The following is a 21,780-nucleotide window of genomic DNA, read 5'->3' as shown; positions in this document are numbered from 1 at the left end:
ATGATTAGATCGAGGAATTTGGGCATGAATTTAGAATTCTAAAATGCAAATTGATGTTATTCCCGAAAGAGATTTGTGCATTGTTATTAAGTTAAAAATTTTCTGAGTCTACTTTCGAAAAGAAGAAACCTAGTTTGTGCAGAAAGGTGCCAAAAATCTCACTCTGGACCATTCTATTGATTAATCTTACGGCTTGGAATAGAAAAGACCTCTCACGAAGAAGCTGTTCGAGGTGACTGGGGTAAATAATTTGGAGAGTTTATAAAAAAATGAATATTTCACGTAGAAATTTTTTAATCCAGTCTGGAGTTGTTTTGACAGTTCCCCTATTTCTAAAATACTGTGCAACGGCTGAGTATCCCCGTCTTGTAGGTAAATCGGGAGTAGACCCAATTGATAACGCAAATGCGGAAGAAATTATTGATCCAATCTTGCGAGCAATCAACGTAGGAATTACAGCGCCTAATCCTCATAATACGCAAGCCTGGAAATTTAAAATCACAAGTCCAACAGAGATGATGCTTTTCGTAGATGAAAAGAGAATTCTTCCCGTAACAGATACGCCTGCGAGGCAAATCCATATTGGGCAGGGGACATTTTTAGAACTTTTAAGGATTGGAGCAAAGCAAATCGGATACGATACTGAAATTAAAATTCTTCCCGAAGGCGAATACAAATTGGAAGACATCGGGAAAAAACCAGTGGCTAAAGTCAAACTTGTATTATCCAAATCAAATGGTCACCCCTTATATGAATTCGTAAAACAAAGAGCCACCGATCGTGCAAGCTATGAAGGAGATTTTATAACAAACGATGAATTTGCAAAGCTAAAGGAACTCGGTAAGTCAGATAACAGTGAATTGATTGGAATTCTCGGCAAAGGATCAATCGAGCCTTACAAAGAAATTTTCTTTGAAGCTATGAAAATGGAATCCTTAACCTATCGAACAAATGAAGAAAGTAGAATTTGGTTTCGCTTTAACGACAAAGAAATTCAAACCAAGCGAGATGGAATTGGACTTCCCGATCAGGGGCTATCTGGCTTTACCCGCTGGATGGCGGAAACTTTTTTTATGGGACCGGAGCCTGAAAAGTTCCACGATAAAAAAGGTCTGGATATTTTTCTGTCTAGATATAAAGAAAAAATAGATTCCACGAAAGGAATTGTTTACTGGAAAACCAAAACAAATACACAAAAAGATTGGATTCTAACAGGAATGGATTACGCCCGCTTTCATTTAGCAGTCACATCCCTTGGTCTAAAGATGCACCCTTTCAGCCAGGCTCTACAAGAATTTCCCGAAATGGAAAAAGAGCGCGGCAAATTGGAATTACTCACAGGAGTAACCGGAAAAGAAAAAGTGCAGATGATAGTCAGGCTTGGTCGTAGCGGCTACAGATACTTTACCCCAAGAAGAAATTATAAAGATATGATAATTTGAATATTAATAGAAATAAAATAATAGTAACCCATCGCCCACCTTTTATATTGAATATTTTTTAAAATAATCTTTGCGGCAAGAAGATTGGAATGAAATTAAATTAAGACAAAAAAATGAAGAAACTAATTAGAATCATTTTTATATTCATCTTTTTTTGGGAGCGTTTATTGCTGCTGTCGGCTTCTTAATGAACCGTATGAATATTGTGAAATATAGAGATAAAGGAATTTCTATACCAGCTTACGTAACGGATAAGGAAACGTATTCACAGAAGATAAGCCGAAAAGGAAAAACTCGCGACGTGAACATGATCCAATTGCGCTTTACACTGAATGGAAATCCGGGGAGCGCGCATGTGAGTGAATACATCGGAGAAACAGAAATGGAAACTTATAGTAATGGTCAAAAAGTTGACTTAGTGTATTTACCCGATAGCGTATATGTGGCTAATGGCAAAGTAACCTTTATCAGACCAGTAATGCTTAAGACCACTATTGAAAATGGGCTTGAGAGATTATCGTATTATCCCTATGTAGGTGGGACTCTATTTTTACTCGGATTATTTCTGTTAGTCGTTCCTAGATTTTTAACTAAAAAAAGTTCTGAATAAGATACTAATGCCAATTTGATGTAAGAACTATTAACCACATTATATTGCGCCCCTTGAGGATCATTGAGTTTAGGCACGAAGAAAAGAGAGGATTCCATCATAAACCCCTTCGTGCTCTTCGTGGCGAAAATTCTATTTAAGTAAAAATTCCATTACATCGTCCATGACTTCGTTACGGACGAGATCACGCTCTAAAAATACTTCATGTTTAGAATCTTTCACAAATTTAATTTTACATAAATTGGGGCTAGAAGAATTAATAGCATCGCAAACTGTCTTTTGCCCCGAGGGGTGAACATAGGCATCATACTGTGATTGAAAAATAAGTGTAGGTATATTAATATTACCTGCATCACTTCTTATATCTTTTACGCCTTCATAAAGGGCGTCTGCAAATCCCCAGGAAAGACCCCCTAGGCTAGTTTCCGGAAATTCCTGTCCAATGAATTTCTTCATAAAGAATCTACTCTGGCTAGAAGTATAATCGTTCAAGGTATGCTCTTCATTCTCGTAAGTGGTAACAAAGTGGTTAAAGGACTTTGACCCGAGACTATAGCCCTTGTGAGAAAATATATCACCCAGGGAAATAATCGCTTTAGAAGCATAATCGTTATTATCTGCTCCAAGTAATCCAACAACACTATGAAGTGGTGCGGATAATACCATTTTGTCTAATTCTTTCGGATTTAATTCTACATATCGTGTCACCACTCCGCCGCCTAGCGAGTGACCTAAAGCGGATACTTTCGCGTACGCGTGTTTTTGTTTTACAAGTTTTACAAATTGCGCGAAGTCTTTTACATAATCTTCGAATTCATTTACATAGATTTTCCTGTATTCTAAAATGTCTTCCTGCATTACATTGAATACATCCCACTTAGGATTCCACTCTTTATTATTTCCAACCAATCTCTCTGAATATCCATGTCCTCTATGATTTAAAATATAAATGGAATAAGGCAATTTATTTTTCACTAAATCGTAGACAACTTCCGCATAACGTATAGAAGACTCGCCTGTGCCATGGGCAATGACTAATGCTTGTTTGGCTCCCGCAACTTCAATGAAATCATAGGCAAGTTTAACTCCGTCAGCACTTGTAAAATATTCTCGTTGACTTTTAGATTTATAAAAATCAAAGACTTTTTTCAATTGTCCGCTTGTGTCTTTGAATTTGTCTCCTTCTTTTATAACATTAAAAGAATTTTCACTGCTCCACTTATAGGGAGAAGGTTTGCTCTTTGCTGAAGTTAATTTTTCTATTTGTAATTTTGCATTGAGAGCCTGCGGGGAATCAGGAAAATTTTTTAAAAACGCCTGGTAGCTTTCCACTGTATTCGTGGTCTTAGCTCTTTGGTATTCACTTTTAGTGTTAGCAGAACAATGAATGAGAGTAAATAAAAGTAAGAGGGCAATAGAAAATTCTTTCATTTTAAATCCTTGTCATCTGAAATAAATTCCTACCAACATGAATGCAAAACAAAAAAGAGTAAAGCATTAAAAATGAAGTATAGGTTTTAAATAAATTAGCGAATACTCGTAATATACTTCAAAAGATCTGTCGGCCAGTCCGGAGTGCCTGACTTTAAAATCGTAATGCGTCCTTCTTTTTGTCCGATTTTTTCAAGAAGCATATTCGTTACAGTCTTTGCCATAACGTTTGTTCTTTCCATAAAAACAGAATGTTGATCTATAAATACCCAATCCCCAATGAAGAGTAAATTTTCAATAGGCGATTGGATAGAAGGTCTGTTAGCCTCATCCCCCGGACGAAAGCCTGTATAAGTATCCCAGTGGTTAATGTAGAACTCAGAATAATCTTTTAGCTCGGGAAGAATAGTTTTCAATTCTTTATGGACAATATCTGCAATTTCTTTGTGAGAATATTTTAGAAGCTCTTTCCATTTAGAAACCTGCACTTCTATTAAGTCAATATTCATCGCTGCGAGTTCAGGTATCTGCTTGCTTGACCAGTTACTTGTAAAACCAAGATACTCAAATCCCGTTGGCATAAAGTCCATTGCAGAATATTTTCCTTCTGGAAATCTTTTCTTCCATGCTTGACTATTCTCATACAAGAGGTTAACGCAAAGTATGTGCGCGTTGGTAAGCTCTGTAGCTTTTTTAAAATACTCGTCCTCTTTATCTAGCCCTGCCCCAAAATAAATTTCTTTGCGCCTGGCACATCCATCGCTGTAACAAAATAATCTGCCGTAAAAACAGCGGGCTTAACATCTTGAAAAATTTCTAATTCAGAATGATGAGCACCGCAGAATGGACAATGTTCGTAATCCCCTTCCCCTAAAATATTTCCACATACCCTACAACGCTTTGCTCGCTTTGGAAGATTTTCATTTGTTTTAATAGAAACAATTTTCCCATTCTCGCGGATAACACTTGTTACTTCCTGACTGTAAAAAATTTCACCGCCCTTTGATTTTATATGAGAAATCATCGGATTAATAAAAGTTTCATCGGGTGGCCATTTGTAAAAATCAACCTTTGAATCATTCGGTAAATTTCCGAGGCGCATAAAATTTACAATTGCTAATGCAGAGCACTCTTTAGTAGTCATAAAGAAACCCATCTCGGCTAACGCATCAAAAAAATGCTTTATATATTCTACGCTAACTCCGTTTCCCACAGCCCAATCATAGAACGTTATGCGATCGAGATAAAGTCTATCTTCTTTATTAGTAAAATCAAAACCCCACATCTTCATGGAAGTTTTAAGTGTCTCAAATAAATTCGAAGCGGGAATATTTATATCTTCTCTTGAAGGAATATAGACTCCATTATCATGCATTTCGATCCGGTCAAATGGAATAGGCCAGGTTGTATTGTGAATCTTGCTTTGCACTCCTCGCTTAGAAACAAAATAATAAAAGGAGTCTTCTTTTCCTAAGCGGTTAATTTCGATTTTGTGTCTTCCTAAAAATTCTCTTAGGTTCTTATAAAAACCCCAGATAGCGTGAAGTCCATGCTCGCGAGAATAGCCCTTATCTACAAAATGCTTTTTAGCAAAATTTTTATCTTTCCATGTTTTGAGTTTACCGCCTGCGTTTGCAGTCTTCTCAATTAAAATTACTTTAAACCCTCTATCGGATAATTCGCAAGCTGCTTGTAATCCAGCGAGTCCTGCTCCTAAAATGCAGACTGTTTTACCGTTAGGCGCAATGTTAACATGATTTTCAGGTATATGAGGGAATACTTTCTTGTATTCTGCATTTGCAAAAAATGAATAAGCCGATCCGCCAATTAGCCCAGTGGTTGCTACACCAGCCGTAGCCAGACTTGCTTTTAAAGAAAATTTTAGAAACTCTTTACGATTCATCTAGGCAGCAGCTAACTTTTTATTAGCCTTAAAGACATTGAATGCATACAAAGCATAGAAAAATATCGCAAAGAATAAAGCAGTGTCTATATTTTGTTTATAAATAGTAAATCTAAAAACTAAAGCGAGGACTAACATGAGTAACCGCAAAGCAATAATTCCCATATGAATCTTAAAGTCAGGTTTTTTCTTAGCGATTAAATAGAAATCAATTGGAGTAAAGACTAATACCATAATGGTCTCATTCATAAATGGGAAAGAAGTAAAGAGCCAAACTAATAGTGCAAACAACCCTCCAAATCCAGAAACGATTCCAAATAGAATTTCTCCTTTTCTGTCAATCATGGGTTTGAAGTAAACTGGAATTTGACTGATTACGATAAAAACTAAAATTAAGAACATGAAATTTCCAAGAAAATCAAAACTTTCTTGCGGCATTTTCCAAAAATTCCTATGCAATACTTCTTTGTCTTTCACAAGCTTAGCATCTTCTAAACTGAAAAGCAAATCATAAGGAAGATAAATTAACTCGGTAGGATTACGCTCCTTATCCGTATCGTGATCAAGCAGAAGTTTCTCTTCTATGCGGAGCCAAAAAATTTTATTCGAGTAAGGAATAACACGAGACCGCCATGTTCTCTTATTACTTTCTGTTTCCAGTTTTAGCGGCGAACCGTAAGTAGCCCCGATGAGATCGCGTATATAAGTAACACAATTTCCACTGAAGTTATTGTATTCGTATCCATTTTTATACTTTTCAATGAATTCTAAAATGTTTTTTAAAAAGGTTTTCTTTTGATTTTCATCTAATACGAATTCCGAAGAATACATTCCTCTACCTGTAGTATCCCACATCGTGTAAGATGCAGCCATTGTTTTGACGGTTATATAGAACTTAGCCTCGCCTTTTAAAAATCTCCATATGAATCCGGCTGATTCATCGTATTCGCCGAAGTCGATATAAAAATCTTTGTCTTCAAATTGTTTTCCTAAATAGACTCGAAGTGCCGAGTGACCAAATGCAGTTGTAACGCTTGGCAGAGAATCGACTGTTATCAATTGAATTTTTAATTCTGCTAGCTGAGCTGGCGTAAGAGAACTCACAAAAGAAATAAATCTTTCTTTATTCTGTTTATTTATTTCTAAGTCAGCTTGGGCGAAAATGGAAGTGGAGATTAAAAAAAATATTAGATATAAAATACGAATCATAGACTACTTTCCTTGCTTTTCTACAATGTATGCAATAAATGCTTTGATTCTTTCTTCTGGCATCGGAACACGAAAATAATGATCATTACGCCAAGATGGAAATAAAGGTACACCATCTATGTGGCTATCCGAGAGTAAATTCAAACCTTCGTTCGGTCCAAATTGAGCTAAGTAATTGTAAAATGGTTTTCCTCTTTCTGTTACTAATCGAGCTGTTGGAACGCCAACAATATTTACAACAGTCATGTGTTTTGGTATAATTAATTCATTGCTGAGAGGAGCATTATCTCCGCCTCTCATAGAAGTTAAGCCTTCCCAATTGTAGCCTGCCATCCAAAAATAAAATTTTCCTTCCGTTCGATAAAGCCAATGATCCATCATTCCATTAACAACGAGGCTACCCTTGTTTATCCCCCCGAAATTAAACCATCCAACTACTTTAGCGAAGTATGGCTCTTTGCCGCAAAACTCAATCGCTTTTTTGAAATCACCGCTTCCCTTACTAGCAGAGCCAATTATAATACCTTTTACCTCTGTCTGACTTTTTATGAAGTCACAAATGATTTTTCCATTGTTATCAACAGTTCCAGTCTGGTCGGTCGGGATTACTGCTTCTGCCAGACCGAGCTGTTTTACAATCGCACGAATTAGTTTTCCGTCAGCGTCTACTTCTTTGTTATCCTTATAAAACATCCCGGGAGCAATCGCAAAGATTAATTTCTTTGAGGAATAATCTGGAATTTTCCGCATAAATTCATTTTGCTTTGTATAGATATATTCAATAAATTTTCTATTCGTCGGCTCTGTAATCGCTCGATGATAAAATACTGCTGCAGCTTTATCAATATCACCTGTTTCTTTCATGATATTGTATAACACGTCACGCGTTAAGTCAGTCAGCTTTCTATACTTTGGATAAGACGCAGCCCAGTCCAAGTATTCTTTTTCATCTTCGCAGATGTAATCCACATAATAGTCATTACCCTCACAACGATAGCCTTTCAGCTTGTCAGTGGGATTGTCTAGTTTTCTATCAGCGGTGCAGGAAAATAAAATAATAAATGATAAAAGTAAAAATATAAATCGTAGGTTCATTGTTTAGCAGTTGAAAATTTGAAAAGGTATGAAGTTAAAGAGAAGGAAGGAAAGATTTGAAATGCTACAGACAATCTGTAGCATTCCAAATTAAAAAATATTAGGTACCGTTTACTAGGATGCAGCTTTCAACGAGAACAGAACCAAGTAAGCTATTGATGCTTGCATCAACAGACTGAACTTTGGTAATTCCACCTTGTTTTGCAGCAGCAGCAAGACTCATGTCTCCGCTTCTGATTAATCCGAGGATAGCATTTGTGCAAGCTTTTCCAGTTTTTGTTCCAACTGGTTTACCACCGTCTTTTCCCCAAACGCAACCTGCTTCACCAGCGTTTGTGATGTCGCCAGACCAAGTACAGTTTTGGTTAGATTTAACGTTGTCCATGATAGAACCAGAAGAAGCTGGTTGAATAGATGGGCCTGCGCCAGATCCACTACCGCTACAAGCGATAGCTGCTGCGATTGCAAGTGCTGTTAAAACACCTAATGAATTTTTGAAATTTTTATTCATATTTGTCTCCATAAAAATTATATGAAAAGGAAATATTTTTCCTTCTCAATGAATCTTAAAGAACGCTTATACGAAATTTTGTCAATGAAAATCGCGCAAAAAGCAACATTTTCTTTAATTTTTTGCACCTGCTTTTTTCAGTAAATTAATTATTTCGCCTTGATTATTTTCGGCTGCATGAGCTAATACCGTTTTTCCACTCTTGTCTTTTAAATTAAAATCATTCTTCTTAGTTAAAAGTAGTGTAGTCATTTCGGTATTCCCTTGTAAAACTGACTTCATAAGTGCGGTCTGTCCTATCTCATCTTGCAAATTTGGGTTAGCTCCGCCTGCCAAAAGTTGCTTAATTAAATCCATTTCGCCCATATTCACAGCCCATGTCAGCGCTGTGAAACCAGAAGTATCCGTCAAATTTATATCAGCTTTTGCTTTTAATAAAGCAGAAACCATTTCCTTTTGCCCCTTTTTAGACGCAATCATGAGCGCAGTCTTTCCATCTTTCGATTTTGCATTCACATCTGCTTTGTATTTGATCAAGAATTGTATTGATTCTAAATCATTTTTATAGATCGCTTTAATTAATGCAGTTTCCCCGAATAAATCTACAGCATTTAGGTCAGCTTTTGCTTCCATGAGAAAAGGAAGCGCTTCTGTAAATTGAAATAAAACTGCGAGCATAAGAGGTGTATGTCCCTCCCTATTTTTAACATTCACATTTGGCTTATATTTAAAAAGTTCCTTTGTGATTTCAATTCTGTAGCGGGCTATTGCAAACATCAGAGCTGTTCTATCTAAAGTATCCGCAACATTTACATCTGCTCCTTTTTCTAAAAGCATCTTTACGATCTCGTCATGCCCAAAATTGCAAGCATTCATGAGCGCAGTTCCATTTACTTTATTCTTTGTGTTCACATCAATTCCTGCGGCTAATAGCATTTTGACAATACTTACATATCCATGTCCAGCGGCATATATGAGTAAACTACTCCCGGAATCATCTTTAATATTTACATCGTTTTTTTCGCTTATATATTGAGTTACCTTTGCCTCTTCTCCTTTGATTACTGCTTGAAATATTTTCTTATTTCCAGCACATCCAGATAATTGAATGACAAATAGTAGAAAAGAAATCGCTTTTAGAAATTGAACCATATAGTTTCCTTTAAAATTTTTTTATGAGACGTTTGCTTTTTTATTTGGGAAATACACTTGAATGAATAGACCTAACAGTGCAAAAAAAACGATAGAGAGAGATATAAATTGGGCGTAAGTGAGATTTCCGAGAATCAAATTTCTATCTCCACGAAAAAACTCAATAATAAATCGATTGCTTCCATAAAAAATCCAGAAGATAAAGAAAAGTCGTCTTTTCGCCCATTCTTTTTTATCAATTCGATACATGATAAAAAGCACGATACACATAATTCCCATCTCGTAAAGCTGAGTCGGATGAACACGCGGATAGATTACAGGAAAAGGATAAAGCCCAAGGCGGACTAACTCTTCCTTATAATTTCCGGTGGCTGTCGGTGGATAATAACGAGTTAGCTCGGCTAAATTAGTAAGACCAAGTTCCTTTAGATGAGAAAGAGAATTTGGTAATGGCATATCGCCTAGATTGACATACTTACTAAAGATCTGAGATATTACGGCTAACGGATCTTCCTGTGTTGCATAGAACTGGTGTAAGTAACGCCACTCTGACATCCACGCATCGCTGTCTTCAGAGAATGCAACTCCAAAAATCGAGGATGTAGGCAAACCATAAGCATCCCCATTTAAGAAGCAAGCCATGCGGCTAATGGCTAAACCAAGAGTAAGTGGAACCATTAAAGAGTCACACCAAGCTAAAAAGTCAACGGATGTTTTTTTACAATAAAGCCAGGCTCCAAGTGCAGTCCCAATCGTTGCACCCAATACTGCGAAACCACCAGAAGGATTAAACAGAATGAGTGGATTTTGTAAAAAGTTTTTCGTATCCCAAAATACAAAATGAAATAGTCTTGCAAATACGATCGCAGAAAGAATGGCTACTGCCCAAGCAGTATTAAACCATTCTAATTGATAGCCAGCTTTGAGAGACCTACTGCGCTGATGAAAGTATCCAAGAATTAAAACTCCAACAGCCCAGTGTCCTTCATATCCGCGGAATTGAAAAAAAAACCAATCAATATTTACAGGAAACACAACTACCCTTTCTACTTCGCAAATTGCTTTGTATATTCCAGAAAAAAATCTACTTCATTCTTACTTCCTATGATAAGAGTGCTTCTCTGGTGAAGACTGGTAGGAACTATATCTAGAATTCTTTCGCCACTGACTGTAATCGCCTTTCCACCTGCTTGCTCTGCTAGAAATGCCATAGGAGATGCTTCGTAGAGTAATCGCAATTTGCCCAAAGGATAAATCTTAGACTTCGTATCTTCTGGATAAAGAAAAATTCCACCTTTGAGGAGATTACGGTGAAAATCCGCTACAAGAGACCCGATATACCTAAGTGTTTTTGGTTTATGGTTGTTTTCAATATTCTTGATCTTTCGAATATAGGCTTTCACAGAATCTGACCAGAAATCATAATTTCCTTCATTAATAGAATAAATATCTCCTGATTCAGGAATTTTAATATTCTCATGCGATAATAAGAATTCGCCGCAAGACGGATCGAGGGTAAAGCCAACAACCCCGTGCCCCATGGACAATACCATCATAGTCGAAGAACCATATAAAATATAGCCCGCACATCTCTGCAAGCTGCCTGCTTGTAACAAATCAGACTCTTGGCCAGGTCCACCCATATAACTTTTACGCAGATGAATTGAAAAAATAGTTCCAATGGAAACATTCGAGTCAATATTCGAAGAGCCATCTAAAGGGTCAAAGGCAAATGTGTATTTGCCTATCTTATATCCCGACGGAATTTCGATGATTGATTCCTGTTCTTCACTAGCAAGAACGCAGAGGTGCCCACAAATACTAAGAGCCTTTGTAAACAAAACATCTGCAAATCTATCAAGTTTCATTTGGGTTTCACCCTGCACATTTGTATCAGAAGTGGAACCGAGAATATTATCCGTTAGCCCTGCTTTTCTTACTTCACGCGAAACAATTTTTGCAGCGTAAACAAGATGCTGCATAAGGGCTGTAAAATCTCCCGTCGCATAAGGGAGCTTTAATTGCTCTTCAATTAAATATTGAGAGAGACTTATCATTTCTGTTGCTGATTTCATAATAATCTCAGAGTTCTAAAAAAGTAGGAAATCAGCAAGGAAAATTAATAATATCTAATCATTTTTGTTAATAAGAAGGAATTGCAACAGAGACACAAGTAACTTTGGTTAGCATTGATAAGGGCAATGTCCTGATGTTAAGGAATTTTTCAACACGAAGAGCACGAAGTAGTTTATCAATAGCCTCTTTCGCGCCCTTCATGCACTTTGCGGTTAAATTCTTTTTTTTCTTTCAACTAAGCTAAGTCTTAGATAGTTTAACATGTATGACAAAATTAAGGATACGATTATTCATGTTGATAACAAGTATTATGGTTGGCTCTAGTCTTCAAAGTGATGAGGGCATGTGGACTCTTGACAATTTGCCCAAGAAAAATCTAGAAGAGAAATACAATTTCAAATTCTCGGATAAATGGCTAAAAAATGCACAACTCGCTTCGGTTCGATTCAATGATGGAGGCTCAGGTGCGTTTGTTTCTCCCAAAGGTCTAGTGCTTACCAACCATCATGTGGCAATGGGACAATTACAAAAAATGTCAACCAAGAAAGCTGACTACGTAAAAGAAGGCTTCTTCACAAAAGATTTTAAAGAAGAGAAAAAATGTCCTGACTTAGAATTAAACGTTCTAGTATCAATGGAAGAGGTCACCAAACAAGTTGTAAACGCTTCCACAAATGCAAATACAGACAAAGTAAAAAATGAAAAACGAAAAGAAGAAATCGCAAAAATAGAAAAGGCTTCAAGCGATAAAACCGGACTTCGTTCAGATGTGGTAGAACTCTACGATGGCGGAGAATACTGGTTATACCGCTATAAAAAATACACAGACGTCCGCCTCGTCATGGCACCCGAATTACAGGCGGCATCTTTTGGCGGAGATCCGGATAATTTTAATTACCCACGTTTTGCCTTAGACTTCGCTTTTTTTAGAGTCTATGAAAATGATAAACCAATCGACTCTAAAAATTATTTTAAATGGAGCAAAAACGGAGCCAAGGAAAACGAACTTGTTTTTGTATTCGGGCATCCCGGCTCAACAGAAAGACAAAAGACGATGAGTCAAATTTCTTTCCAAAAAGATTACTCCTTTCCTGAATATGTAAAACTCTTAAAATATAAGCTAAACTTATTTCGCCAATACGGAGAAAAAGGAAAAGAAGAAAAACGTCGTGCGAAAGACTACATCCTCGGAATGGAAAATTCTCTCAAAGCAATTGAGGGCGAATTAAACGGCTTAAAAGACAAAAAGGTATTAGCTGCTATGCAAGAAAGAGAAGACAAACTCCAAAAACTAGTAACTGAAAATCCAGAACTCAAAAAAGATTACGGCGATGTATGGAATCGAATTGACTCGATTCAAAAGAAAATGATTTCACGCCATAAAGAATTTTACTATCGAAGTGCAAGCAATGCAAAGCTAGTAGGCATTGCAATCAAGCTAGTGCGTTATGCGAGCGAGATACAAAAACCAAATGAAAAAAGATACGAAGAATATAGAGTTTCCAATTTAGAATCACTTAAATTTCGCCTTCTCTCACCAGCACCCATTTATACAGACATTGAAGAGATGATGATCGAAAATTCTCTACACCTAGCGGTAGAAAATTTAGGAAGAGAAGACGAGTTCGTTAAATTAGCATTAGCCGATAAATCTCCGAAAGACCTGGCAAAATCTCTCCTTTCAAAAACAAAGCTAATGGATGTTAGCCTACGAAAAGAACTTCTTGCAGGTGGATTAGAAACAATTCATAAATCAAAAGACCCTTTGATTGTTTGGGCGTTGCAAATAGATCCAATTCTTCGTCAGGACAGAGATTGGTATGATGACGAAATCGAAAGCGTGCAAGCAATCGAAGGAAATAAACTTTCCCAATTAAAATTCAAAGCCTACGGAAAGTCTACTTATCCAGACGCGACTTTCACTCTCCGAATGAGCTATGGAACAGTAAAAGGTTTCACTGACGATTCCACCATTCAAATTCCATTTAAGACAACCTATTATGGCTTATTTGACCGCGCTGAAAGCTTTGACAACAAAGAACCATTTACCGTCGCCACAAAAATTGCCGAGCGTAAATCAGCGATTAATCTAAGTAAGCCGCTTAATTTCATAACCACAAACGATATCACGGGTGGAAATTCAGGAAGCCCCGTAATTAATCGCAAAGGCGAATACGTAGGTCTAATCTTCGATGGCAATAGTTACAGCCACATTCTATCCTATGCCTATACCGACGATAAAGCCCGCGCAGTCTCCGTTCACAGCGAGGGGATAATAGAGGCTCTCCGCTCTGTTTATAAAATGGAGAAACTGGTTCGAGAGATTATTGGGGAATAGGAATATTACCCCTTATAATTCGTAAAATGAAAGTCGAAATCTAGTTCGCCTTTTTTGAGAAGGTTTTGAACGTCTTGGAGATCGTCTTTCTTTTTACCGGTTACTCGGACGTAGTCGCCCATGATAGCAGCCTGCACTTTTAGCTTTGCGTCTTTTATGATGCGGACAATTTCTTTAGTATGTTCTTTTTCAAGACCTTGCTGGATTTTTACTTTCATTCGCGCAGAATTGCCAGTAGCCGCTTCTATTTTGGATTCGAAGTTAAAAGCTTTGAGACCAATTCCGCGCTTTGCAAGTTTGTTGATTAATACATCTATTACTTGTTTGATTTTAATTTCGTTATCAGAGGTGATAACTAGATTTTCTTCATCTACTTTGATGTCAGACTTAGAGCCTTTAAAATCAAATCGTGTAGTAATTTCTGTCATTGCTTGCGCGACTGCGTTTGCAAGCTCTGCTTTTTCTACTTTGGATACTATATCAAATGAGGGATCTTGTGCCATTTAATTAACTCTCTTTATAATTTCTTTTTTTACTGTTTCGATAATTTCTTGTGTAGAAGTTTCTTTGGAAGTAGAGCCTTGCGCCATATCTACCTTACCCCCACCTTTCCCGTTCAGGATAGACATGGATGATTTTAGAATTTGATTGCAATCAAGTCCTGATTCTACAGCAATTTTATTTGCCATAAGAAGCACAGCCTTGTTAGCCTCCGATTCCAATACAAAGGAGATGAAAACTTTTTCGGAACGATTTTTAATTCTATCACCTAGCTCTTTTAATACATCAATCTTTAAATCTTGAAAGCTATGATTAATAAAATAAGTAGAGCCAATCTTTTCGGCGCTTGCAAAAATAGAATCTGCTTGCGACAAAATAGAATTATTCCCTTCTGATTCGAGTTTCTTTTTCTCTTTTGTCAGAACGGTATTTTTTTCAATCAGTTCTTTTTCAATACTGCGCTTTAAGTCTCTGTATTGTTTGACTGTAACCGCTCCCTGTTTTAGAAATGCACCTTGCACCTCGTCGGGACTTGGAATTTTTGAATCTATAAAATTCTTACTGTCTTTAAATACATCTTTTGCTTTTAAATTAAACTCCTGTGTCTTTTGCGAAAGGGCTTGAAATTCTTTTTGGAAGAATTCGATTACAGGAGAGCCACAGACTGCTTCGATTCTTCTATTTCCCGCACCCGGGCTTGATTCTTTTTGAATGTAGAAGTATTTAATATTTCCTGTATTCTTTACATGAGTCCCACCGCAAAACTCTACGGAGTATTTTCCCATTTGGATGACTCTAACTATATCACCATATTTTTCTTCGAAGAAAGCTACCGCACCGGTTTTCTTCGCTTCTTCGATCGACAACACTTGCGTAGCCACATCGACTGAGGATTGAATGGCTTCGTTGACTTTAGATTCGATTTGAATGATCTCATCCTCTGACAAAGCAGCGTTATGCGAAAAGTCAAAGCGCAAGTATTCATCGGATACTAAAGAAGCTTTTTGAGCAACATGAGTTCCAAGTAATTCGCGCAGTGCCCCGTTTAAAAGATGCGTTCCGGAGTGATGATAGGTTAGAAGCTCACGGCGATTGGATTCTACTTCGGTAGAAATTAAATCCCCTACTTTTAATTCTCCCTTCAGAAGAGAGCCAATGTGTAGGATGACATCATTTTCCTTCTGCGTATCTTTTACCTGAAATAGATTATCGCCTAATTTAATGTAACCGCTATCTCCAATCTGACCGCCGGATTCTCCATAAAAGCAAGATTGATTTAATACAATGATTCCATCTTCTCCTGTCTTTAACGCAGATACAGGTTTAGAGTCTTGCAGGATAAATAGAATTTTCCCCTCATCCGATACTTTCTCGTAACCGGTAAATTTTGTAGCAGGAATTTTTTCTCCGAGAGAGCTAAGGACTTGTGCTTTCTTTCCTTTCCAACTATCGCGAGAAAGTTTTCTGTCTTTTTCTAGCTCTTCTGCAAATCCTTTTTCATCAAATTCAAATCCTCTATCTCGTAAAATTTCCTTTGTCATCTCAGCCGGAAATCCGTAAGTGCCGTATAGCTTAAATGTATCAGCACCACTAAAACGTCTTTCTTTTTTGGCTTCGTATTGCTTGGTCATTGAGTCAATCACTGCAAGACCGAGTTCGAGTGTGTTTAAAAATAAATCCTCTTCTGATTTTACAATACGGATAATCTCTGTTTGACGCTTTGCTAAGTCAGGATATTCTTCTTTGTAAATGTCTACGATTTCAGGAATTACTTTGTAGATAAATGCCTCTTTGATTCCAATTCTTCTAGCAAATAAAGAAGCACGACGAATTAAACGGCGGATAACATAACCACGCCCCGTTTTATCTGGCATGACTCCGTCTGAAATAGAAAAAGTTATCGCGCGGGAATGATCTGTCAATACGCGAAATGCCATCTTTGTTTCTGTGTCGTAAGCTTTGCCACTTAATTTTTCTATAAATCCAATGATTCTTCTTAGTTCGTCTGTATCATAAACAGAATCTACATTTTGTAATAGTAAGGCTACTCGCTCTAAGCCGGAACCTGTATCAATGCCAGTTTGTTTTAAAGGATTTAATTTTCCGTTTATGTCTTGATCGAATTGATTAAAGACAAGATTCCAAAATTCTAAGAACCTGTCACAGTCACATCCCGGCTTACAGGTATTAGACGTTCCACAGTTAGGTCCCCCTTTTTCGGGTCCTCTATCTAAATAAAGTTCCGAGCAAGGTCCACAGGCTCCAGTATCACCAGCAGGTCCCCAGAAATTATCTTTTTTTCCTAGTCTTACAATTCTTTCTTTTGGAATTCCTTCTGCTAACCAAAAGTTCTCCGCTTCATCATCATCTAAGTAAACTGTAATCCAAATTTTTTCTTTATCAAATCCTAAATGCTTTGTAGAAAAATCCAGTGCGTAGGCAATTGCTTCTTTCTTGAAGTAATCTCCAAAGCTAAAATTTCCAAGCATCTCAAAGAATGTGCAATGTCTTTCTGTGCGACCAACATTTTCTAAATCAGTAGTGCGAAGAGATTTCTGGGAAGTAGCCGCTCTTGTGAACGTTAGTTCTACAGCTCCAGTGAAATAAGGCTTAAATTGAACCATGCCTGCTGTAGTAAAAAGAAGCGTTGGATCTCCAACTGGAATTAAACTGGAGGAGGCAACGATTGTATGCCCGTTGTTTCTAAAATAATCTATAAATAATTTTCTAATCTCTGCGACTGTTTTATACATTGAATTTCCTATTCTAAATCGTATTCTATCTCTTCTGAAATACTTTGATTCGTAAAAGCTTTTTTGATTGTATCTTGCGGGTAACCCATTTGGAAAAGTTTTTTCTTAAGTTTAAATACTTCTATTTGGTTTTTTTTATGGATAGAGTTTCTAGTGATTATGCTCTCGCAATTTTCTATCCACACTGAATCCTCTATCTTAGAAATCTCAGCAAGAATGATCTCTTCCGAAATTCCAAATTCGATAAGCTCTAACTTTATTTTTTCTTTTCCCCAATGCTGGTTCTGAGTTCTAGAACGAATTTTATTTTCTGCGAAACGTGTATCACTGATTAATTTTGAAGAGCGAAGTCTATCAATAGCAAAAGCGGAGTCAGACTCGCTTACCCCCGCTTTTTTTTAGAAACTCTAAAATCTCTTTCTCAGACCGATCTCTCGTTCTGAGAAGTTTTAGAATTTTAGAATAGATAATCTCGTCCAAACAAAGAGATTAACGTTTAGAGAATTGTGTTCCTCTTCTAGCTTTGTGTAGACCGTATTTCTTACGCTCAACCATTCTAGAATCTCTTGTTAAGAATCCTTCTTTTTTAAGAATGCCTCTAGACTCTGCACTTTTCAAAGAAAGAGCACGCGCTATCGCATGACGGATTGCTTCTACTTGACCTGTTACTCCACCACCGTGAACATTTAATAAAAGGTCATATTTGTCTTTCACATTTAAGATTGTGAGAGGAGCAATCGCAGCGGCTACTTTCGCTTCACCTGTTGTGATATAATCTTTGATGTCTTTTCTGTTTACTGTGATCTTTCCGGTTCCATCTGTAAGCTTTAATCTAGCTACGGATGTTTTACGTCTACCTACTGTCCAAGTGCCTTTATCTTTTGCCATTGAATAATCCTTAATTTATTATAACTCTAATGCAACTGGTTTTTGAGCTTTTAGGTTGTGCTCGCTTCCAGCAAATACTCTTAAATTGGAAAGCATTACATCACCTAGTTTTGTTCTAGGAAGCATTCCTTTCACGCCTTCGATTAAAATTCTCTCAGGATTTTCCTTGATCAAATCTTTAAACGGAATTGCAGACATACCACCTGGATATAAAGAGTGATGATAGTAAATCTTTTGTTCTCTCTTGCGACCAGTAACTTGCACTTTCGCTGCATTGATGATGATGATATTGTCTCCACAATCTTGGTTGGGAGTAAAGGTAGCTTTATGCTTGCCTCTGAGTCTAGTTGCCACTGCAGAACAAAGTCTACCTAAAGTTTTTCCTTGGGCATCCACTACAAACCATGACTTCTTAGTTTCCTCTTTTTTCAAGGAAGGGGTTCTATGTGCTGGTGATATGATTGGCATAATGTAAAAATAATCCTCTTTTTGTCATAATTTTTGTTATAGAAAAGAATGCAAGATTTTTTAGTTATTTGCGGGAAAAATACTTTGCTAATCCAATGAGTGGTAGGAATGACAAGCTTATGAAAGAATCAAGTATAATCAAAGAATTGTATAGAGGAAGAAAAAACGATACCAGACTAGACGATTGTTTCTTTTTTGATGGAAAGTATTTGATAACGACTGACACAATTGCTGAGGGAACTCACTTCAAGCATGAATGGAGTTCACCAGCGGATATTGCCTGTAAGCTTATTGAAGTAAATGTATCCGATATTGCAGCGTCCGGCGGATTACCTAGAGTAGCCTTTCTAAATCTAGGACTTTCCAGGTTTTCCGAAAAAAACAATTGGCTAAAACCTTTTCTAAAACAACTTCATAATAAATTATTACAGTATAAGATTCAACTAGAAGGTGGCGATACCTATTTTTCTGATAAGACAAATCTAACGCTTACCTTAATCGGAGAAACCAAGAAACCCATCTTGCGTCATACTGGAAGTAAAAACGATTTGGTGTATATGTCCGGCTCGATTGGACTTTCTCTATTAGGATACAAACTGCTAGCAGATAATATACAATTACCCCTTTCGTTAAAAAAAGAAGCTTTGCATAAGCACTTACAGCCATCTTCTAAATTGGAAATGGCAAAGCATTTAACCAGAAAATATAAAATCTCTGCGATGATGGACATTACAGATGGACTGATTCAGGACAGCGGTAAATTGGCATTAGCTTCCAATCTAAGAATGGATATAGAAATGGAGAAGATACCAAGGCTTTCTGAACTGCAAGCGTATATGAGCTTAGATGACATACTGAGTTCAGGCGAAGAGTTAGAGCTTCTATTCTTATCAAAGGAGAAAATCGAATCAACTAAAAAATTTCCCGTTAGCTGTATCGGTAAGGCTACAGTTGGTTTACCGAAAGTATATTTTACATTAGATGGGAAACGTTATAAACCTGAGAAGAGAGGTTTTTTACACTTTCAATAGAATATCAAAAGTTTGCGTAGAAATTCAGAAAGTCATCTTCCTTTTTTTGCTTTCGGCTACTCGGTGAATACTGATGACTAGCCACAATCGCTGCCCCTTTTTCCCATTTGCTTAGAATTGTATTGATTTCTTGCAACTCTATCGAAGTATTTTTTTCGTAGTCTTTGAATTCTTTCGTGGCTTCTTTTTTTAATGCAATTAGCTTTGCAGGCTTTAAGGAAAGAAAAAGCCAGGAAGGTTCGTTCTTTGCACGGCGAATGATTTGACCGAATTTTTTAAGTGACTTTTCTAATTTTGTATTCGCTGTTTTCAGATCAAAGATCGAGCTATCAATTCCGATGGAGCCAAACCGAATATTAAAAAGCGCAATGATAAAATCTATTTTTTCTAAGTCTTTGATTTTATAGGCTTCTTGTGCTTCATGCCAGAGTTCCTTTTCCATTTCGGATGCTTCTCGATTTTTATCGGGGTGTAATTTTTGAACGATAAGACGATAGCGCTCTTTTAGACGAGCATCTAAATCTCCGCGTTTGCCCTTAGCCCCTTTGAAACCTTTCTTTAATAGATTCAAATTCTTCGTCATTCATATCGTATTTTTCATTGAAGCGCTTGTAAAAATCATTTAGGTCTTCTCTAAAAATATCTTCTTCATCTTCTATTTTATTTTCCCAAAAATCTTCTTCCGTTTGCTTTTTATTTTCTTCGGGGAATTCTTCTGGATGCTCTTTTCTATACTTAATAATCTGAAAGGCTTCGATGAAAGTGATACCTTTAGCGAAAGCTTCCTCTTGCACCTCGTCAATCAAGGCTCTCTTCTCTTGAATCTCAATAGACCATATTCGAATCTTATTTATTAATTCGCCAAAGTTCTCTTTAATCCATCTTTCGTAAGCTGGCTTATCTTTTTTTTCAAATTGATCTAGCTCTTGTTTGACTTTATCGATTTTTTTAAGAGTCTTCTGACATTCAGTGATAGCTTTTTTGCGAATGGTCGTCTGGTTAAGCGTGATTAACCCCTTCTCTGTTTTATTGGGAATTAGATTCGGCTGCTTTTTGCCTCCTTCGAGATAAGGGATTATATAAGAACCCTTTCGGTCTTCTGACCAATTCTTTCTTTTGACCATTAGCCGATTGCCTGCTTTAGGTCTTCAATTAAATCTACACTCGATTCAATTCCAACGGATAAACAAACCAGTCTTTCATTGATTCCCAGCCTATCTAAAATTTCTTTCGGAATTGCGGCATGAGTTTGGACAATCGGATAGGTGATAAGACTTTCCACACCTCCAAGACTCTCTGCAAAGGATATAATTTTTACACGTTTTAAGATTTGCTCTACGATTTCTTTGCTCTTTACTTCAAAAGAAATCATTGCACCAAAGCCTGTGGATTGCGATCTGGAAATAGAATATCCAGGATGAGAAATTAATCCCGGATAATACACCTTATCCACAAGAGGATTTTTTCCAAGCCATTCAGAGATTGCCTTTGCATTTTCTTCCTGTCTTTGCATTCTTACGGCTAATGTCTTTAGGCCGCGAAGCATCAACCAGCTATCAAAAGGAGCAAGTCCTGAGCCGACTGTATTTTGAATGAAGCGAATCTTTTCTCCAAGCTCAGATCCATTTACAGCAATCAGACCGGCTAATGTGTCGTTATGCCCACCGATAAATTTAGTGGCACTGCATACAACAATGTCAATGCCAAGCTCTAAAGGTCTTTGAAAGTAAGGAGTTAGAAATGTATTATCACAAATAGATAAAATCCCATTTTGTTTTGCGATAGATGCGACAGCCGCAATATCTGTCACTTTCATCATTGGATTAGTGGGAGATTCAACAAAGATTGCTTTTGTGTTTTTGGTAATATTCTTTGTAATATTTTCTAGATTCGACGTATCGACATAGATAAACTTTTGATTTCGATTTTTGCAAATCTCTTGGAAGAAACGATAGCTTCCCCCATAAAGGTCGTCGCAAATTACGAATTCATCGCCTGCTTTAAAAAAATCAAATATGGCAGATATCGCTGACATGCCTGTAGTGAAGGCAAATCCATCCGTGCCTGATTCTAATAATGCGTAAGAGCTTTCTAATTTTTGTCTAGTTGGATTGAGTGTTCTAGAATAGTCAAAGCCTGTAGATTTTCCTAGTTCGGGATGCTCAAAGGTTGCCGTTTGATAAATAGGCATACTGATAGATCCAGTGACGGATTTATGTGCATCACCACCATGAACGAATACTGTTTCAATGTGCATGAAAATTGTTTAAAGAATTGAGAGTGTTATGTCAATTGAAAAAAAATTAAGATTGCTACCGATGGACACCGAGAACACGGATATTTTGTAAAAGTCAATGAAAATCATGCTTTTA

21 protein-coding genes are annotated in these 21,780 nt (G+C 37.0%); 4 read left to right on the top strand and 17 right to left on the bottom strand.

Annotated features, from left to right (window positions below; translation table 11 throughout):
- Positions 1–269: 269 nt before the first annotated feature.
- Both IPH52_07975 and IPH52_07970 read left to right on the top strand, forming a co-directional pair.
- A complete protein-coding gene (locus IPH52_07975; GenBank protein ID MBK7054975.1) occupies positions 270–1,442 on the top strand; it encodes a hypothetical protein in 1,173 nt (390 codons plus the stop codon).
- Between the two features lie 196 nt (positions 1,443–1,638).
- Positions 1,639–2,052 (top strand): hypothetical protein, encoded by a 414-nt coding sequence (locus IPH52_07970; protein ID MBK7054974.1) that lies wholly within the window; start codon positions 1,639–1,641, stop codon positions 2,050–2,052.
- 132 nt (positions 2,053–2,184) lie between these two features.
- Here the strand turns inward: IPH52_07970 and IPH52_07965 are convergent, their stop codons facing one another.
- From IPH52_07965 to fbp, 9 genes are all read right to left on the bottom strand, one after another.
- A complete protein-coding gene (locus IPH52_07965; GenBank protein ID MBK7054973.1) occupies positions 2,185–3,483 on the bottom strand; it encodes an alpha/beta hydrolase in 1,299 nt (432 codons plus the stop codon).
- Positions 3,484–3,578: 95 nt separating this feature from the next.
- Positions 3,579–4,130 carry a hypothetical protein gene (locus IPH52_07960; GenBank protein ID MBK7054972.1) on the bottom strand — a complete coding sequence of 184 codons (552 nt, stop codon included), beginning with the start codon at positions 4,128–4,130 and terminating at the stop codon, positions 3,579–3,581.
- Positions 4,131–4,198: 68 nt separating this feature from the next.
- Positions 4,199–5,386 (bottom strand): NAD(P)-binding protein, encoded by a 1,188-nt coding sequence (locus tag IPH52_07955; protein ID MBK7054971.1) that lies wholly within the window; start codon positions 5,384–5,386, stop codon positions 4,199–4,201.
- Positions 5,387–6,595, bottom strand: coding sequence for a DUF4105 domain-containing protein (locus IPH52_07950; protein MBK7054970.1), 1,209 nt, complete (start codon positions 6,593–6,595; stop codon positions 5,387–5,389). It lies immediately after the preceding gene.
- A gap of 3 nt (positions 6,596–6,598) precedes the next feature.
- Entirely contained in the window at positions 6,599–7,690 is a 1,092-nt protein-coding gene (locus IPH52_07945) for a hypothetical protein (protein MBK7054969.1), read from the bottom strand.
- A 100-nt stretch (positions 7,691–7,790) separates the two neighbouring features.
- Positions 7,791–8,201, bottom strand: a complete 411-nt coding sequence (locus IPH52_07940; protein MBK7054968.1) for a hypothetical protein — start codon at positions 8,199–8,201, stop codon at positions 7,791–7,793.
- 114 nt (positions 8,202–8,315) lie between these two features.
- A complete protein-coding gene (locus IPH52_07935; protein ID MBK7054967.1) occupies positions 8,316–9,353 on the bottom strand; it encodes an ankyrin repeat domain-containing protein in 1,038 nt (345 codons plus the stop codon).
- 21 nt (positions 9,354–9,374) lie between these two features.
- Entirely contained in the window at positions 9,375–10,388 is a 1,014-nt protein-coding gene (locus tag IPH52_07930) for a prolipoprotein diacylglyceryl transferase (GenBank protein ID MBK7054966.1), read from the bottom strand.
- An 11-nt stretch (positions 10,389–10,399) separates the two neighbouring features.
- Entirely contained in the window at positions 10,400–11,428 is a 1,029-nt protein-coding gene (gene fbp, locus IPH52_07925; GenBank protein MBK7054965.1) for a class 1 fructose-bisphosphatase, read from the bottom strand.
- 266 nt (positions 11,429–11,694) lie between these two features.
- On the opposite strand from fbp, the gene IPH52_07920 reads away from it, so the two are divergent.
- On the top strand, positions 11,695–13,767 hold the full coding sequence (locus IPH52_07920) for a S46 family peptidase (GenBank protein MBK7054964.1): 2,073 nt from the start codon (positions 11,695–11,697) through the stop codon (positions 13,765–13,767).
- 5 nt (positions 13,768–13,772) lie between these two features.
- Here the strand turns inward: IPH52_07920 and IPH52_07915 are convergent, their stop codons facing one another.
- The 5 genes from IPH52_07915 to rplM form a co-directional block, all read right to left on the bottom strand.
- The gene (locus IPH52_07915; GenBank protein MBK7054963.1) at positions 13,773–14,270 is read right to left on the bottom strand and encodes a YajQ family cyclic di-GMP-binding protein; all 498 of its coding nucleotides are present in this window, start codon (positions 14,268–14,270) and stop codon (positions 13,773–13,775) included.
- Complete coding sequence (alaS, locus tag IPH52_07910; protein MBK7054962.1) at positions 14,271–17,021, bottom strand: alanine--tRNA ligase; 2,751 nt, start codon at positions 17,019–17,021, stop codon at positions 14,271–14,273. It lies immediately after the preceding gene.
- A gap of 8 nt (positions 17,022–17,029) precedes the next feature.
- Positions 17,030–17,380 (bottom strand): RecX family transcriptional regulator, encoded by a 351-nt coding sequence (locus IPH52_07905; protein ID MBK7054961.1) that lies wholly within the window; start codon positions 17,378–17,380, stop codon positions 17,030–17,032.
- 130 nt (positions 17,381–17,510) lie between these two features.
- The gene (gene rpsI, locus IPH52_07900; GenBank protein ID MBK7054960.1) at positions 17,511–17,909 is read right to left on the bottom strand and encodes a 30S ribosomal protein S9; all 399 of its coding nucleotides are present in this window, start codon (positions 17,907–17,909) and stop codon (positions 17,511–17,513) included.
- A gap of 18 nt (positions 17,910–17,927) precedes the next feature.
- Entirely contained in the window at positions 17,928–18,377 is a 450-nt protein-coding gene (gene rplM, locus IPH52_07895; protein MBK7054959.1) for a 50S ribosomal protein L13, read from the bottom strand.
- Between the two features lie 119 nt (positions 18,378–18,496).
- Here rplM and thiL point away from each other — a divergent pair, with 119 nt between their 5' ends.
- Positions 18,497–19,408 carry a thiamine-phosphate kinase gene (gene thiL / locus IPH52_07890; protein MBK7054958.1) on the top strand — a complete coding sequence of 304 codons (912 nt, stop codon included), beginning with the start codon at positions 18,497–18,499 and terminating at the stop codon, positions 19,406–19,408.
- A gap of 4 nt (positions 19,409–19,412) precedes the next feature.
- Here thiL and IPH52_07885 read toward each other — a convergent pair whose 3' ends face one another.
- From IPH52_07885 to IPH52_07875, 3 genes are read right to left on the bottom strand one after another with little or no spacing between them, the layout of a single operon-like run.
- Positions 19,413–19,979 (bottom strand): hypothetical protein, encoded by a 567-nt coding sequence (locus IPH52_07885; protein ID MBK7054957.1) that lies wholly within the window; start codon positions 19,977–19,979, stop codon positions 19,413–19,415.
- Positions 19,945–20,532, bottom strand: a complete 588-nt coding sequence (locus tag IPH52_07880) for a hypothetical protein (protein MBK7054956.1) — start codon at positions 20,530–20,532, stop codon at positions 19,945–19,947. Before IPH52_07880 ends, IPH52_07885 begins: the two co-directional genes overlap by 35 nt.
- On the bottom strand, positions 20,532–21,665 hold the full coding sequence (locus IPH52_07875; protein ID MBK7054955.1) for a PLP-dependent transferase: 1,134 nt from the start codon (positions 21,663–21,665) through the stop codon (positions 20,532–20,534). The genes IPH52_07880 and IPH52_07875 overlap by 1 nt, the downstream gene beginning before the upstream one ends.
- Positions 21,666–21,780 lie beyond the last annotated feature (115 nt).

This window comes from Leptospiraceae bacterium (assembly GCA_016708435.1).
GTDB lineage: Bacteria > Spirochaetota > Leptospiria > Leptospirales > Leptospiraceae > UBA2033.
The sequence above is the reverse complement of the archived record's forward strand: the minus strand, read 5'-3'. Positions and strand labels throughout refer to the sequence as shown.